General features: G+C 69.2%; 13 protein-coding genes and 1 pseudogene. 7 read left to right on the top strand and 7 right to left on the bottom strand.

Translation table 11 applies throughout. From position 1 onward, the window contains the following. Positions 1–324 (bottom strand): annotated as a pseudogene (locus tag ACE3O8_RS02700) (phenylalanine 4-monooxygenase); the annotation flags it as partial. Positions 325–371: 47 nt separating this feature from the next. Between ACE3O8_RS02700 and ACE3O8_RS02695 the strand changes: the two are divergent. Further along, positions 372–1037 (top strand): peptidylprolyl isomerase, encoded by a 666-nt coding sequence (locus ACE3O8_RS02695; RefSeq protein ID WP_374386513.1) that lies wholly within the window; start codon positions 372–374, stop codon positions 1035–1037. Continuing rightward, positions 1034–2779, top strand: a complete 1746-nt coding sequence (mnmD, locus tag ACE3O8_RS02690; protein ID WP_374386511.1) for a tRNA (5-methylaminomethyl-2-thiouridine)(34)-methyltransferase MnmD — start codon at positions 1034–1036, stop codon at positions 2777–2779. The genes ACE3O8_RS02695 and mnmD overlap by 4 nt, the downstream gene beginning before the upstream one ends. On the opposite strand, the gene ACE3O8_RS02685 is transcribed toward mnmD, so the two are convergent. Continuing rightward, positions 2682–3629: a LysR family transcriptional regulator gene (locus tag ACE3O8_RS02685; RefSeq protein ID WP_374386509.1), complete on the bottom strand. Its 948-nt coding sequence runs from the start codon at positions 3627–3629 to the stop codon at positions 2682–2684. The two genes, mnmD and ACE3O8_RS02685, sit on opposite strands and share 98 nt — an antisense overlap. Before the next feature lie 98 nt (positions 3630–3727). Between ACE3O8_RS02685 and ACE3O8_RS02680 the strand changes: the two genes are divergently transcribed. From ACE3O8_RS02680 to ACE3O8_RS02665, 4 genes are all read left to right on the top strand, one after another. Beyond that, positions 3728–4426, top strand: coding sequence for a pirin family protein (locus ACE3O8_RS02680; RefSeq protein ID WP_374386507.1), 699 nt, complete (start codon positions 3728–3730; stop codon positions 4424–4426). 67 nt (positions 4427–4493) lie between these two features. After that, entirely contained in the window at positions 4494–5093 is a 600-nt protein-coding gene (gene wrbA, locus ACE3O8_RS02675; RefSeq protein WP_374386505.1) for an NAD(P)H:quinone oxidoreductase, read from the top strand. Between the two features lie 266 nt (positions 5094–5359). Continuing rightward, entirely contained in the window at positions 5360–6562 is a 1203-nt protein-coding gene (locus tag ACE3O8_RS02670; protein ID WP_374386503.1) for a TrkH family potassium uptake protein, read from the top strand. Beyond that, entirely contained in the window at positions 6552–7223 is a 672-nt protein-coding gene (locus tag ACE3O8_RS02665; RefSeq protein ID WP_374386501.1) for a TrkA family potassium uptake protein, read from the top strand. Before ACE3O8_RS02670 ends, ACE3O8_RS02665 begins: the two co-directional genes overlap by 11 nt. Before the next feature lie 22 nt (positions 7224–7245). Here the strand turns inward: ACE3O8_RS02665 and ACE3O8_RS02660 are convergent, their stop codons facing one another. From ACE3O8_RS02660 to lgt, 5 genes are all read right to left on the bottom strand, one after another. Further along, the gene (locus tag ACE3O8_RS02660) at positions 7246–7914 is read right to left on the bottom strand and encodes a superoxide dismutase (RefSeq protein WP_374386499.1); all 669 of its coding nucleotides are present in this window, start codon (positions 7912–7914) and stop codon (positions 7246–7248) included. An 88-nt stretch (positions 7915–8002) separates the two neighbouring features. After that, positions 8003–9121 carry a calcium:proton antiporter gene (locus ACE3O8_RS02655; protein ID WP_374386497.1) on the bottom strand — a complete coding sequence of 373 codons (1119 nt, stop codon included), beginning with the start codon at positions 9119–9121 and terminating at the stop codon, positions 8003–8005. Next, positions 9118–10947, bottom strand: a complete 1830-nt coding sequence (locus tag ACE3O8_RS02650; RefSeq protein WP_374386495.1) for an aminopeptidase P family protein — start codon at positions 10945–10947, stop codon at positions 9118–9120. The genes ACE3O8_RS02655 and ACE3O8_RS02650 overlap by 4 nt, the downstream gene beginning before the upstream one ends. Then, a complete protein-coding gene (locus tag ACE3O8_RS02645; protein ID WP_374386493.1) occupies positions 10944–12002 on the bottom strand; it encodes a class I SAM-dependent methyltransferase in 1059 nt (352 codons plus the stop codon). Before ACE3O8_RS02645 ends, ACE3O8_RS02650 begins: the two co-directional genes overlap by 4 nt. After that, positions 11999–12832 carry a prolipoprotein diacylglyceryl transferase gene (gene lgt / locus ACE3O8_RS02640; RefSeq protein ID WP_374386491.1) on the bottom strand — a complete coding sequence of 278 codons (834 nt, stop codon included), beginning with the start codon at positions 12830–12832 and terminating at the stop codon, positions 11999–12001. The genes ACE3O8_RS02645 and lgt overlap by 4 nt, the downstream gene beginning before the upstream one ends. Positions 12833–12895: 63 nt before the next feature. Here lgt and ACE3O8_RS02635 point away from each other — a divergent pair, with 63 nt between their 5' ends. Then, on the top strand, positions 12896–14086 hold the full coding sequence (locus ACE3O8_RS02635) for an acyl-CoA dehydrogenase family protein (protein ID WP_374386489.1): 1191 nt from the start codon (positions 12896–12898) through the stop codon (positions 14084–14086). Positions 14087–14089 lie beyond the last annotated feature (3 nt).

Raw genomic sequence — 14089 nt, 5'->3', positions numbered from 1 at the left:
GCCCGCCACGAAGCGGCGGTTCGCCAGATGCTCGAAGAACACATCTTCCGGCACCAGCCCGGGCACCGCCACAACCTGCCAGCCCGTCAGCGTCATCAGGCGATCGGACAGGCGGCGGAAATCCGGGATTCCGCCAGCGCCCAGATCCAGCCTCGCCAGCCCGTCGAGGAAATCGGGGTGGGCGCGGCCGGGCAGCAGCGCCGTCTGCCGGGCATAGATGCGGTCCCACAGGGCATGTTCGGCCGGCGTATAGCCGTCCCACCCTTGCGGAATCGTCCAGTCCTGCGCGGCCCCCTCGGGCGGCGCGGTCAGCACATGCGTCATGCGGTGCAGGATAGCAGAGCCGGGCCGGCGCGACTACGCTTGGCGCCATGATTCGCGCCATCCTTTCGGCAGCCCTGCTGCTGTCCGCCCTTCCCGCCATCGCCCGGCAGTCCGAAGCGCCGCCAGCGCAACCGGCGCCGCCCGCGCAGGAAGTGCCCCCGCCGCCGCCCGCGAAACAATGGAAGACCGAACGGGTGAAGCTGCAGACGGCGCATGGCCCGATCGTCATCGAACTGGAGGTGGAGCGCGCGCCCGTCACCTCGGCCAACTTCCTGAAATATGTGGACCAGAAGCGCTTCGACGGGATCAGCTTCTATCGCGCGCTGACCTTTCCGGGGCGCCCTGATCTGGGGCTGATCCAGGCGGGCCAGCGCGACCAGAAAAAGCTGCTGCCGCCGATCGCGCACGAGCCGACGACGAAGACCGGCCTCAGCCACACGGACGGCACGATTTCCATGGCGCGGCTGGCGCCCGGCACGGCGGCGGCGGATTTCTTCATCATTATCGGAAATCTCTCCACGCTGGACGCCAACCCGGCCGCCAAGGGGGACAATGCCGGGTTCGCCGCCTTTGGCCGCGTGGTGGACGGGATGGACGTGGTGAAGAAGATCCTCGCCTCCCCCGTTTCCGCGACCGAGGGCGTGGGCGTGATGAAGGGGCAGATGATCGCCAAGCCCGTGCCCGTCGAGACGGCGCGCCGCGCGCCCAAGTGACCGCGACCGACCCGGGCGCCGCCTGGGAGGAGGGCGCGCTGGTGTCGCGCCGGTTCGGGGATGTCTATGCCTCCCGCAGCGGGGCGCTGGCGCAGAGCCGGGCGGTGTTCCTGGCCGGGTGCGGTCTGCCGGCGCGCTGGCACGGGCGGCGGCGCTTCACCGTGGCCGAACTGGGCTTCGGCACCGGGCTCAACATGCTGGCCGTGCTGGCGGCGTGGGGCGCCAACCGGCCGCCCGATGCGACGCTGCACCTGTTTTCGGTGGAAGGCTTCCCGCTGGCGAAGGCGGATGCCGCCCGCGCGCTGGCGGCCTTCCCGGAGCTGGCGGACCTTGCCGCGCAATTGCTGGCGCAATGGCCCGCAGGCGCGCGCGGGCTGCACCGGATCGATTTTCCGGCGCTGGGCGCAATGCTTGATCTGATGATCGACGATGTGGGCGCAGCGCTGGCCGGGTGGGGCGGCCGGGCCGACGCCTGGTTTCTCGACGGATTTTCGCCGGCCAGGAACCCGGCGATGTGGACACCTGAAATCCTGCGGCAGGTGGCAGAACGGACGGCTCCCGGCGGTCGGGCGGCCACCTGGTCCGTGGCGGGCGCGGTGCGGCGCGGGCTGGCGGATGCGGGCTTCACGGTCGCGCGGATGCCGGGCTTCACGGGCAAGCGCGAGCGACTGGAAGCCTGCCTGCCCGGTGAACCGGCTGATCCGCCCCTGCCGCGCGTCGCCGTCATCGGGGCAGGGATCGCGGGCGCGTCGCTGGCGCTGGCGTTCCGCGACCTGGGCATGGAGCCGAGGATCTTTGCCGACGGGCAGATGGCGTCGGGCAACCCGGCCGCGCTCGTTTCGCCCCGGCTGGCGGCGGGGAGCGAGGCGGGGGCGGCGCTGCACGCGCTGGCATTCCGCCGGGCGGTCGAGCGGATCGGGCGCAGCGCGCCGGGGGCGGTGATCGCGCGGGGGGCGGAACGCCTGCTGAAGCCGGGCGAGATCGGGCGGGCGGAGGCGACTGCGGCGTCAGGACTGTTTCCGCCGGGCAGTTTGTCTCTGTACGGTGACAAATTGGTTTTCGGGGATGCGCTGGTGGTAGCGCCAGACCGGCTGCGGGCCTGCTGGCTGGGGGATGTGAAGTCCGCCCGCGTGGACGCGCCTGTGCAGGGACCGGACGGCTGGCGGATCGGCGGAGAAGGCCCGTTCGATGCGGTGGTGATCGCGGCGGGCTTCGCGACGGCGGCGCTGGCAGGGCTGCCGCTGCGGCCTATCCGGGGGCAGGTGACGACGGCGGACATACCGCTCGACCGGCCGCCCACGAGCTGGGGCGGCTATGTCGTGCCGACGGAATCGGGGCTGTTGTTCGGCGCGACGCACGATCGGGGCGATGCCGATCCCGCCGTGCGGGCGGCGGACCAGCAGCGAAATCTGGAGGGGCTTGCCCGGCGGATGCCCGATCTCGCCGCGCAGCTTGCCGGGGTGGAACTGGGGGCGGTCGCGGGCGTGCGGGCGGCGGCGGGCGATCATCAGCCGGTCGCGGGGGCGCTGGGCGGCGGGCTGTTCGTGCTTGGCGGCTTCGGCGGACGCGGCTTCGCGCTGGCGCCGCTGCTGGCGGAACATGTGGCGGCGCTGCTGGCGGGCGTGCCCTCGCCGCTGTCGGCCGCTATGGCGCGGCTGGTCGATCCCGGGCGGCTTTCTCCGGCGTCCACGCCCATGGCGGCGTCCGCAGCCGCTCTGCCAGCCAGTCCATCAGCAGCCTGACGCGCAGCGGGCGCAGCGGGCTGGGCGGGGTGATCAGGTAAAGGCCGAGCGGGGCGGGCCGCCAGTCGCACAGCAGGGGTTCCAGCCGGCCGTCCTCCAGCAGATCCGCCACCAGGAAGTCGGGCTGGAGCGCGATGCCCGCGCCGGCGAGGCAGGCGGGGTTCAGCGCGCCGCCGCTGTTGGCGCGCAACGGGCCAGACACCGTCACGCTGTAGTCCGCACCATCCGGCCCGGCGAAGCGCCAGACATCGGGCGGGCTGACATTGGTGTAGAGAAGGCACTGATGCTTCGCCAGATCGGCGGGGTGCAACGGCCGGCCATGCGCCTGAAGGTAGGCGGGGCTGGCGACGGGGATGCGCTGAACAGGGCACAGCCGGCGCGCGATCAGGCTGGAATCCGCCAGCTGGCCGATGCGCAGCACCACATCCTGCCCGGACGCGACGATGTCGATCCGCGCGTCGTCCAGGCTGAGGTCGATCGAGACCTGCGGATGGCGGGCCAGGAACTCGGGCAGCAGGGGGGCGATATGGGCGCGGCCGAATTCCAGCGGGGCTGCCAGCCGGATCACGCCGGCGGGAATGGCCGTCGCCTCGCCCAGCCGCTCCTCCATCTTCTGTGCGGCCAGCACCAGCGCCTGCGCCTCGGCGAGCGCATCCTGCCCGAGGACGGAGAGCGAGAGGCGGCGCGACGTGCGGTGGAACAAGGCCGCGCCCAGCCGCTCTTCCAGCCGCGCCACCGCGCGGGAGACGGTGGGGACGGACAGGTTCCGCGCCCGCGCGGCGCCGGCGAAGCTGCCGGCTTCCGCCACCGCCACGAACAGGTCCCAGGCCTCGAAATCCGGCACCAACATTTTCTGAAACGATTCCTTTCGATCCTTCCACTTTTCTATCGCAATCCGGCCCGTAAATGAAGGGGCGTTCCGGGCGACCGGATTGCAGGAGACAAGGGATGATCGAAGTACGTCCGTTCGAGACGCTGGGCGCCGCCAACCATGGCTGGCTGGACGCGCACCATCATTTCAGCTTCGCCGGCTATCACGAGCCTGCCCGCATGGGCTGGGGGGCGATCCGGGTGTGGAACGATGACATCATCGCCCCGCAATCCGGCTTCCCGCCGCACCCCCACAAGGACATGGAGATCATCACCTATGTCCGTTCGGGGGCGATCACCCACGAAGACAGCATGGGCAATCGCGGCCGCACCGAAGCGGGCGACGTGCAGGTGATGAGCGCGGGCACCGGCGTGCGCCACGCGGAATATAATCTGGAGGACGAGGAAACCCGCATCTTCCAGATCTGGATCCTGCCGGAAGCGCTGAACGCGAAGCCGGCCTGGGGCGCGCGGCCTTTCCCCAAGGGCGATCGCGCCGGGGCCTTCGTGCCGCTGGCGAGCGGGATGGGCGACGACGGCGCGCTGCCGATCCAGACCCCGGCCCGGGTGCTGGGCGCGACGCTGAAGGCGGGCACTGCCACCAGCTATCGGTTCGGGCCGGGGCGCGTCGGCTATCTGGTGCCGGCCGAAGGCCGGGTGCGGATCGACGGCAAGACGGTGAACGCCCGCGACGGCGTCGCCATCCGCGATGTCGAAGAGCTGACGATCGAGGCGCTGGAGGACAGCGAGCTCGTCCTCGTCGACGCCCTGAAATGACCCTTCATGGAGGCCCCGCCCGCGCGGCGGGGCCTCTTCCCCTCTTTAATCCTCAAGGAGCAGTCCAATGACCAAGGTTCTCGTCCTCTATTATTCCTCCTACGGCCATCTGGAGACGATGGCGGACGCCGTCGCCGAGGGCGCCCGTTCGGCCGGCGCTGAAGCGGTGGTGAAGCGCGTGCCGGAACTGGTGCCGGACGAGGTCGCGAAGGCCAGCCACTTCAAGCTGGACCAGAAGGCCCCGATCGCGACCGTTGCCGAACTGGAAGACTATGATGCGATCATCGTCGGCAGCCCCACCCGCTTTGGCCGGGTCGCCTCGCAGATGGCGAACTTCTGGGACCAGACCGGCGGCCTGTGGTTCCAGGGCAAGCTGATCGGCAAGGTGGGCGCGGCCTTCACCTCCACCGCGACCCAGCATGGCGGGCAGGAAACCACGCTGTTCTCCATCCTGACCACGCTGATGCACCATGGCATGGTGCTGACGGGCCTGCCCTACAGCTTCCAGGGGCAGATGCGGAATGATGAAGTCACGGGCGGCGCGCCCTATGGCGCCACCACCATCGCCAACGGAGACGGCAGCCGCCAGCCCAGCCAGACCGAACTGGACGGTGCGAGGTTCCTGGGCCGCCATGCCGCCGAAGTGGCCGCGAAGCTGACGGCCTGACGATCCCTCGGGCGGGCGCCACCCGGCGCCTGCCTGTTGCGCGCCATCCGGCGCGGGCCCGTTGCGCCGTCGCCCCCGCCGTGGCAGGTTTCGCCGCTGTGGCTGGGGCTTCCGGATCGATGGGAACGGGCCGATAGGCCGTCGCGCACCCTGAGCGTGCGATCCCGCTCGCCTTCCTGATCGGCATTGCCGTCGGCACGCTGCTTCTGGCGCTGCCCGTTTCGCGGGCGGGCGGGCTTGCGGGCGAAGGCGGCGCGCCGCTGATCGTGGCGCTGTTCACCGCCACCTCGGCCTTCTGCGTGACGGGGCTGGTGGTGGTGGACACGCCCACCTACTGGTCCCCTTTCGGGCATGGGGTGATGCTGCTGCTGGCGCAGGCCGGCGGCATCGGCATCATGACGGGCGCGACGCTGCTGGGCCTGCTCGTCACGCGGCAACTGCGGCTGAAAAGCCGGCTGCTCGCGCAGAGCGAGATGAAAAGCCTGGACCTGGGCGATGTGCGCACCGTGCTTCGGCTGGTGCTTGCGGTGACGCTAGTGACAGAGGCTATCCTGGCCCTGTGTCTGACGCTGCGTTTCCTTGGCTATGGCATGCCGCTGGGGCAGGCCCTGTGGCAGGGGCTGTTCCATTCGGTGATGGCCTATGTGAACGCCGGATTTTCCACCCTGCCCGAAGGGCTTGCCGCCCACTCGGGGGACTGGCTGCTGGGCATTCCGCTGATGATCGGCGTGATCCTGGGCGGCATCGGCTTTCCCGTGCTGCTTGAGCTGCGGCGGGAATGGCGCCGGCCGCAGGGCTGGTCGATCCACACCAAGCTCACCCTGTGGGGCAGCCTTGGTCTCACGCTGATCGGGATGGCCGCGATCCTGCTGTTCGAATGGACCAACCCGGCGACGCTGGGGAAGGCCGGCCTGTCCGAAAAGCTGCTGGGCGCGCTGTTCCATTCGGTGATGACGCGATCCGGCGGCTTCAACCTGCACGACACGGCGGCGATGGGGGCGGATTCGACGCTGATCTCGTCCGCGCTGATGCTGATCGGCGGCGGCAGCGCCTCCACCGCGGGGGGTATCCGCATCACCACCTTCCTGCTGCTGGGCTTCGTGGTCCTCAGCGAGATCCGGGGCCAGACCGATTCCGTCGCCTTTCGCCGCCGCATCTGCCCCAATGTGCAGCGTCAGGCCGTCGCCGTGGCGCTGACGGCGGTGGGGGCTGTGTCGCTCGCGCTGCTGGTGCTGGCGAGCTTCGTGGATGCGCCGGTCGAGAAGATCATGTTCGAGGTGATTTCCGCCTTCGCGACCGTCGGCCTCTCCACCGGCCTTTCCGCCAGCATGCCGCCCGGCGGGCAGCTGGTGCTGGTGATCATGATGTATGTGGGGCGCGTCGGCACCGTTTCGCTGGCCACGGCGCTCGCCACCCGCATGCGCCATTCGCCCATCCGCTATCCCGAGGAGAAACCGATTGTCGGCTGATGCCCAGAAGGACGCCCCGCCGGTGATGGTGATCGGCCTTGGCCGGTTCGGCACGGCGGTCGCGCGATCGCTGACGCGCATGGGGCACGAGGTGCTGGGCGTGGACCAGGCGATGGAGGTCGTCCAGTCCATGTCGGAAGAGCTGACCCATGTGGTGCAGGCCGACACCACCAATCCGGCCGCGCTGCGGAAGCTGGGGGCCGGGGAAATGGCCCACGCCGTCGTCGGCATCGGTTCCGATATCGAGGCCAGCGTGCTGACCGTGGTGGCGCTGGCCGACGCCGGCTGCCGCGACATCTGGGCGAAAGCCGTGAACGCCAATCACGGCCGCATCCTTGAGCGGGTGGGCGCTGCGCATGTGATCTATCCCGAGGCCGAAATGGGCGAGCGCGTCGCCCATCTGGTGACGGGCAAGATGATGGACTTCATCGAATTCGACGACGGCTTCGCCATCGTGAAGACCCGCGTGCCCCGCTTCATGGCCGGCAAGAGCCTGATGGCGACGGACGTGCGCAAGGCCCATGGCGTGACGATCGTGGGCGTGAAGCGCCCGCGCGAGCCCTTCATCCAGGCCGTTCCGGATACGGTCGTCTATCTGTCGGACCTGCTGATCGTTTCAGGCCCGACGGACATGGTGGAGCGGTTCGCGGCGCTGACCTGAGCGCCGCGCACCGCCCGGCCCTTCAGCCGTTGCCGATGCCCAGATCCAGATCCTCCACGCTGTCCGCGGCATAGGCCTCGGCGGCGAAGGCCCAGTTCAGGTGCCTTGCCGTCACCGCGTCCAGATAGGCTTTCCGGGCGCGCTGATGATCCAGGTAATAGGCATGTTCCCACACATCCAGCACCAGGATCGGCTTCAGATCCTCCTCGATCACCGGGGTCTGGGCGTCATGGCCGCCCATCACCTCCAGCCGGCCGTCCTCGTCGGCCACCAGCCACACCCAGCCGCTGGCGAAATGGTCGACGCCCGCGTCCACCATGGCTGTCTTCAGATTTTCGACCGATCCGAAATCCCGCTCGATGGCGGCCAGCAGCGCGCCCTGGGGCGCGCCGCCGTCGGGGCTCAGGCTCTTCCAGTAGAAGGCGTGATTGAAGTGCTGGGCGGCGTGCACGAAGATGTCGCCGGCCGATACCTGCTCCGACACTTCGTCCGGGTCGGCGTCGGCGGTTTCGCGGATGATGTCCAGCAGGCTGGCGTCGGTGAAGTCATGCGCGTCGGCCAGCGCGTTCAGCTTGTCCACATAGGCCTTGTGATGGCCGGCATGGTGCTGGGCGAAGGTGTCGGCGGAAATGGCCGGCGCCAGCGCGTCCGTGGCGAACGGAAGCGGGGGAAGCGAGAAGTTTGCGGGCATGCGGACTCTCCGGCTGTTTGGGGGTTCGGTTGCAGTAGTCGCACGAGGTTTCCGTTCGATGGATGGACTTCCGGCCTATCGGCCCGGATCAGGGTGCGAAGGAGGTGAACAGGAAGAAGGCGAAGATCACCAGATGCACGGCACCCTGCAGCACGGTCGTCCGCCCTGTCGAGAGCGACATCGACGAGACGAGCAGGGTGAGCGACAGCAGGGTGATGCCCTTGGCGTCGAGGCCCAGCACCAGGGTCCAGCCGAAGAAGACGGACAGGCCCGCGATGATGGGCACCGTCAGCCCGATGGTCGCCAGCGCCGAGCCGAGCGCGAGGTTCAGGCTGGTCTGCAACCGGTCGTTCCGGGCGGCGCGCACGGCCGCGATTCCTTCGGGCAGCAGCACGACCCCGGCGATGACCACGCCGACGGCCGACAGCGGCGCGCCCGATTTCACGATCGCGGCCGCCAGCGGGTCGGACAGGGTCTTGGCAAGCAGCACCACGGTCGTCAGGCTGGCAAGCAGCAGCCCCAGCGCCAGCCACATCTGCCGGGGGGTGATGCTGCCCGCGTCATGATGCTCGTCGGCCCCGCCGTCCTCGGGCAGGAAATAGTCGCGGTGACGCACCGTCTGCACCACCACGAACAGCAGCCACAGCACCAGGCTGGCGGCCCCCACCAGGATCAGTTGCGAATTGGTGTAGGTGGGGCCCAGGGTGGAGGTGGTGAAATTGGGCAGCACCAGCACCAGCACGGCAAGGGCCGCCAGCGTCGTGGTGGCGGCGGACACGCCATGCAGGCCGAAGCGCTGCACATGGTGGCGCGCGGCCCCCACGGTGATGCACAGCCCCACCACGCCCGCCAGGATGATCATCACCGCCGAATAGACGGTATCGCGCAGCAGCGCGGCTGATGCGCCCGGCTTTGCCAGCATCAGCGTCACGATAAGCGCGCATTCGATGACGGTGACGGCCAGCGCCAGCACCAGCGTGCCGAACGGCTCCCCCACCTTCACCGCGATCACTTCCGCATGGTGGACGGCGGCCAGCACCGCCGGGATCAACAGCGCGCCCAGCATCAGCGCGATCGACACATCCGACGCGCGGGCGTGGAACAGCGCCAGCGCCACGATGGCGGCCGCAGGCGCCAGCCAGCTCCAGAAAGGGGCCGTGCGGGCGAGATCGAGAGGTCGGACGAGGGTTTCCGCCAGCTCCCTCATGCCGCCGCCCGCGCCTCGGCGAGGAGCGGGGCGGTCGCGGCCAGCAGCCAGTCCCGCGCGGGGCCGTCGAGCTGGGGCTCCAGCGCGGCGCGCACCCGTTCATGATAGGCGTCGAGCCAGCCGGTTTCGGCGGGCGTCAGCAGCGCAGGCTCGATCAGCCGCTTGTCGATGGGGGCCAGGGTGATCGTCTCGAAGGCCAGCATCGGCTGTTCGTCCGTCGGGCGGCTGTCCTCCACCACGATCACCAGATTCTCGATGCGGATGCCATAGTCGCCCGCCTTGTAGAATCCGGGCTCGTTCGACAGCACCATGCCGGGCAGCAGCACTTCCTCCACCCCGGGCGCACCCACGGCGGCCGCGATCCGCTGCGGGCCTTCATGAACGCCCAGGAAATGGCCGACGCCATGGCCGGTGCCATGGGCATAATCGAGCCCGGCCGACCACAGGAACTGCCGCGCAAGGATATCCAGCTGCCCGCCGCGCGTGCCCTTCGGGAACCGGGCGACGGCGAGCGCGATATGGCCCTTCAGCACGCGGGTGTAGCGGTCCTTCATTTCCGCCGTCGGCGTACCCAGCGCGACCGTGCGCGTGATGTCGGTGGTGCCGTCGGGATACTGGCCGCCCGAATCGATGAGGTAGATCGTCTCGCCCGCGAAGGCGCGCTTCGTCTCCGGCTCCGACCGGTAATGCGGCAGGGCCGCGTTCGGCCCCACGGCGGAAATGCTGTCGAACGACAGATCCTTCAGCAGGTTCGATTCCCGGCGGAAGGCCTCCAGCCGGTCGGATGCGTCGATCTCGTCGGCCGGCAGCGCCGTTTCCAGCGAATGCAGGAATTTGGCGATGGCCCCGCCGTCGCGCACATGGGCGGCGCGCATGCCGTCCAGCTCGACCGGGTTCTTGGCCGACTTCGGCAGGATGGTGGGATCGCGCGCCTCGATGATCCGCGCCTTGCCGCGTCCCAGCGCCTCGAAGATGGCGGCGACGGACCAGGCCGGGTCCAGCATCACCGCGCCCTCCAGCGCCTCCAGCGCGGGGCCGAAGGCTTTATAGGGCTGGATCGTCACGTACGGCCCCAGATGCGCGGCGACTTCGCCCGGAATCTTCGACGGCGCGGTGAACAAGGTGGCGGTCGCGTCGTCGCGCACGATGGCGAAGGCGCGCACGACGGGCGTGCGGGCGACATCATGGCCGCGGATGTTGAAGGCCCAGGCGATCGAATCGAGCGCGGAAAGCAGCACGGCGGTCGCGCCCGCCTTCTTCAGCTCGGCGGCGATCGCGGCGCGCTTGTCGGCAGAGCTGCGCCCCGCGAATTCCGCGCCATGGATTTCCGCCGCACCCATCGGCGGGGCCGGCTGATCCGCCCAGACCTTGTCCACCGGGTTCGCGGCCACCGGCACCAGCCGGATGTCCTTCGCCGCCAGCGCCGCTTCGGCGGTGCGCAGGAAGGCCCGCGTCGTCAGCCAGGGATCATAGCCGATCCGCGATCCGGGGGCGGCGTTTTCCGCCAGCCACAGGTGCAGCGGCTCGGCAGGCACCGAGCGATATTCGTACAGATCGCCATCCACCTGCGCGCGCACCTGGATCGTGTAGCGCCCGTCCACGAAGATCGCTGCCCCGCAGGCGGGGCCTGCATCGGTCGGGCGATCCGCCAGCACGGCGGCCGATCCGGCGCTGCCCTGAAAGCCCGTCAGCCAGCCCAGCCGCTGGGCATAGGCGCCGACATATTCCGACATATGCTCGTCCGTCAGCGGCACGATGAACCCGTCCAGGCCGTCGGCCTTCAGAGTGGCGCGGAGGGCGGCGAGCTTGGCGGCAGAATCTGTCATGCCTGCAATGTAGGGAATCCCGCCGGAACTGGCCAGTCGCGGCCGACAATTCCCAGCACCTGGAACAGCCGGCCCATGGCCCCTGCGGCGCACAGGCGCACCCGCGCCGCCTCGATCTCGGCCCGGCGTTCCAGGCTCGCCAGCCGCTTCAGCGCTTCGGCCCGGTCGTCGAGGCCGATCGCCTGCAGGAACGGCCCCTGCGGCTGAGGGCCGAACACCCGCGCATGGGCCGCAGCCGCGCGGGCAATGGCCGCGAAATCGACATGGGCGGAAATGTCCGCCTCGCCCAGCGTTTCCAGCGCGTCGGCGAAGCGGCCGCCTTTCAGCGCCTGCAGCGTGTCTCCGGTGGCGGGGCCGGAATAGCCATAGTCGATGAACAACGCCGCGCCGCCCTGCGCCGCCAGCCGGCGTGCAACCGCTGCCGCCACCTGCTCGGCGCCGAAATTGCGTTCGTGCACGCTGCCCGGCGGCGAATCGCGGATCTCCGCGGGCAGGAAGGCGAGGTTGGCGCCGACGCTCCGGTCCCAGCGCGGCCCGCGCGAGGTCAGTTCCACGCGGCGCATCACCCAGCCATCCTCCACCCGCTCGAACTGGGTCAGCGGCAGGGCGTCCAGAAACTCGTTCGCCACGAGCAGCAGCGGGGCGTCGGTGGGCAGGGTGGACAGGTCGTCGTGCCAGGCGGCCTCCGGCACCGCCTTTGCCTGAAGGGTGCGCAACCGGGGGCTTTTCTCGATGAAATGCACCGAAAGCGCGGCGCGAAGGGCCGGCGCCGCACGGCCGATGGCGCGCAGCGCATCCGCCATCAGGGTTCCGCGCCCCGGCCCCAGCTCTGCCAGGATCACCGGCGCGGGCGATCCGGCGCGCAGCCACAGGTCTGCCAGCCACAGGCCGATCAGCTCCCCGAACATCTGGCTGATTTCCGGGGCGGTCACGAAATCGCCCGCCACGCCAAAGGGTTCCCGCGTGGCGTAATAGTGATCCGCCGCGATCGCCATCACGCGCGCCAGCGGCAGCGGCCCTTCGCGCCGCAGCAGGTCGGCGATCTCGGGGCTCACGCCGGGGCGGTTTCCGAAGCGGTCTCGCGCCGGTTCAGCGTGGCCAGCAGCCACAGGCCGCCCAGGATCATCGGCAGCGTCAGAAGTTGCCCCATGGTGAGGCCGATGGGCAGCACGCCCAGCTGGGCATCGGGCTCGCGGAAGAATTCGATCACGAACCGCGACAGGCCATAGCCGGCAATGAAGATGCCGCCCAGCAGGCCGGGCTTCAGCCGCGCCCGTGTGGCCCAGAACAGGAAGGTCAGCACGATCAGCAGCAGCGCGCCTTCCAGCGCGGCTTCGTACAGCTGGCTGGGGTGGCGCGGATCAGGCCCGGCGTCGGGGAAGATGATGCCCCAGGTGCCGTCCGTCGGCCGGCCCCACAATTCCCCGTTCACGAAGTTGGCGAATCGCCCCAGCAACAGGCCGATCGGGGTGACGACCGCGACATAGTCGAGGATCCTGAGCGCGGAGAGCCCCTGTGACCGGGCATAGAGGACGATGGCGAGGATCACGCCCGCCAGCCCGCCATGGAAGCTCATCCCGCCTTCCCACAGCTTGAAGATGTCCAGCGGGTTCTGGAGATACTGGGACGGGTTGTAGAAGATCACATAGGCGAGCCGCCCGCCCAGGATCACGCCCAGCGTGCACCAGGTGACAAGGTCGTCCACATGCTTTGCCGTCATGGGCGCGCCGGGCCGCCGCACCATGCGCAGCAGCAGCCACCAGGCAGCGATGATGCCGATGATATAGGCGAGGCTGTACCAGCGCAGCGCGAGCGGCCCGATCTGGAGGGCGACAGGGTCGAGCCCGAGGCTCGCCCATTCGACAGGTGTCTGGAAAAATTCCATGCCGGGCTTCATATCGGCTGTAAGGAGAGAGCGCGAGAGCGCTTTTGGGAGAGAGACAGGATAATGGACGAAACGCCCGAACTCGCGGCCTTCCGCGCGGAAACCCGCGCATGGCTGGAGGAAAATTGCCCGGCCGAGATGCGGACGCCGCCCGGCGGCGACAACGACATGTGCTGGGGCGGGCGCAAGTGGAAGTTCCGCAGCGAGGCGCAGAAGCTATGGCTGGAGCGCATGGCCGCGAAGGGCTGGACGGTGCCGGAATGGCCCACCGAATATGGCGGCGGCGGCCTGACGAAGGACGAGGCCAAGATCCTGCTGCAGGAAATGCGCCGCATCCGGGCGCGGCCGCCGCTGTCCTCGTTCGGCATCTGGATGCTGGGGCCGGCGCTGCTGAAATATGGCAACGAGGCGCAGAAGAAGGAGCATCTGCCGAAGATCGCCCGTGGCGAAATCCGCTGGTGCCAGGGCTACAGCGAGCCTGGCGCGGGCTCCGATCTCGCCAGCCTGCGCACCTCCGCCATCCTCGAGGGTGACGAATATGTGGTGAATGGCTCCAAGATCTGGACCAGCTATGCAGACAAGGCGGACTGGATCTTCTGCCTTGTCCGCACCGATCCGGACGCCCCCAAGCATCTGGGCATCAGCTTCCTGCTGTTCGACATGGAGAGCCCCGGCGTCACCACCAGCCCGATCAAGCTGATTTCGGGCTATTCACCCTTCTGCCAGACCTTCTTCGACAATGTCCGCGTGCCGGCCGAAAATCTGGTCGGCACGCGCGGCAAGGGCTGGGACATCGCCAAATATCTCCTCACGCACGAGCGGGAGATGATCGGCGACATGGGCTCGCCGGGCCGGGATTCGATGCACCAGATCGCCAAGAAGGCGATCGGCACAGATGGCGAGGGCCGGCTGAAGGACAGCCTGCTGCGCGCCGACATCGCCCGGCACGAGATCGACGCCTTCGCCTTCGCGCTGACGATGGAGCGGGTGAAGGATGAAGCGAAGGCCGGGCAGGGCGTGGGCGCCCTTTCCTCCATGCTGAAATATTACGGGACCGAGCTGAACAAGAACCGGCAGGAACTGCTGATGTCGATCCAGGGCTCGGACGGCCTCACCTGGGAGGGGGAGGAGCGCTATGACGGCGCACTGGCGCGCGAATGGCTGCGCAGCCGTGCCAATTCCATCGAGGGAGGAACATCGGAAGTGCAGTTGAACATCATCGCCAAGCGCGTTCTCCAGCTTCCGGGGGCCTGATCA

The sequence above is a fragment of the Sandaracinobacter sp. genome, assembly GCF_041909755.1.
Taxonomy (GTDB): Bacteria; Pseudomonadota; Alphaproteobacteria; order Sphingomonadales; family Sphingomonadaceae; genus Sandaracinobacteroides.
Note: the sequence above shows the minus strand (reverse complement) of the source record. Positions and strands in the feature narration are given on the sequence as shown.

Coding starts and splice junctions, on each gene's coding strand:
- ACE3O8_RS02680 (WP_374386507.1), top strand. CDS start 3,728: ATGATCGAAGTACGTCCGTTCGAGACGCTGGGCGCCGCCAACCATGGC.
- wrbA (WP_374386505.1), top strand. CDS start 4,494: ATGACCAAGGTTCTCGTCCTCTATTATTCCTCCTACGGCCATCTGGAG.
- ACE3O8_RS02655 (WP_374386497.1), bottom strand. CDS start 9,121: ATGAGGGAGCTGGCGGAAACCCTCGTCCGACCTCTCGATCTCGCCCGC.
- ACE3O8_RS02635 (WP_374386489.1), top strand. CDS start 12,896: ATGGACGAAACGCCCGAACTCGCGGCCTTCCGCGCGGAAACCCGCGCA.
- ACE3O8_RS02695 (WP_374386513.1), top strand. CDS start 372: ATGATTCGCGCCATCCTTTCGGCAGCCCTGCTGCTGTCCGCCCTTCCC.
- ACE3O8_RS02650 (WP_374386495.1), bottom strand. CDS start 10,947: ATGACAGATTCTGCCGCCAAGCTCGCCGCCCTCCGCGCCACTCTGAAG.
- lgt (WP_374386491.1), bottom strand. CDS start 12,832: ATGGAATTTTTCCAGACACCTGTCGAATGGGCGAGCCTCGGGCTCGAC.
- ACE3O8_RS02685 (WP_374386509.1), bottom strand. CDS start 3,629: ATGTTGGTGCCGGATTTCGAGGCCTGGGACCTGTTCGTGGCGGTGGCG.
- ACE3O8_RS02660 (WP_374386499.1), bottom strand. CDS start 7,914: ATGCCCGCAAACTTCTCGCTTCCCCCGCTTCCGTTCGCCACGGACGCG.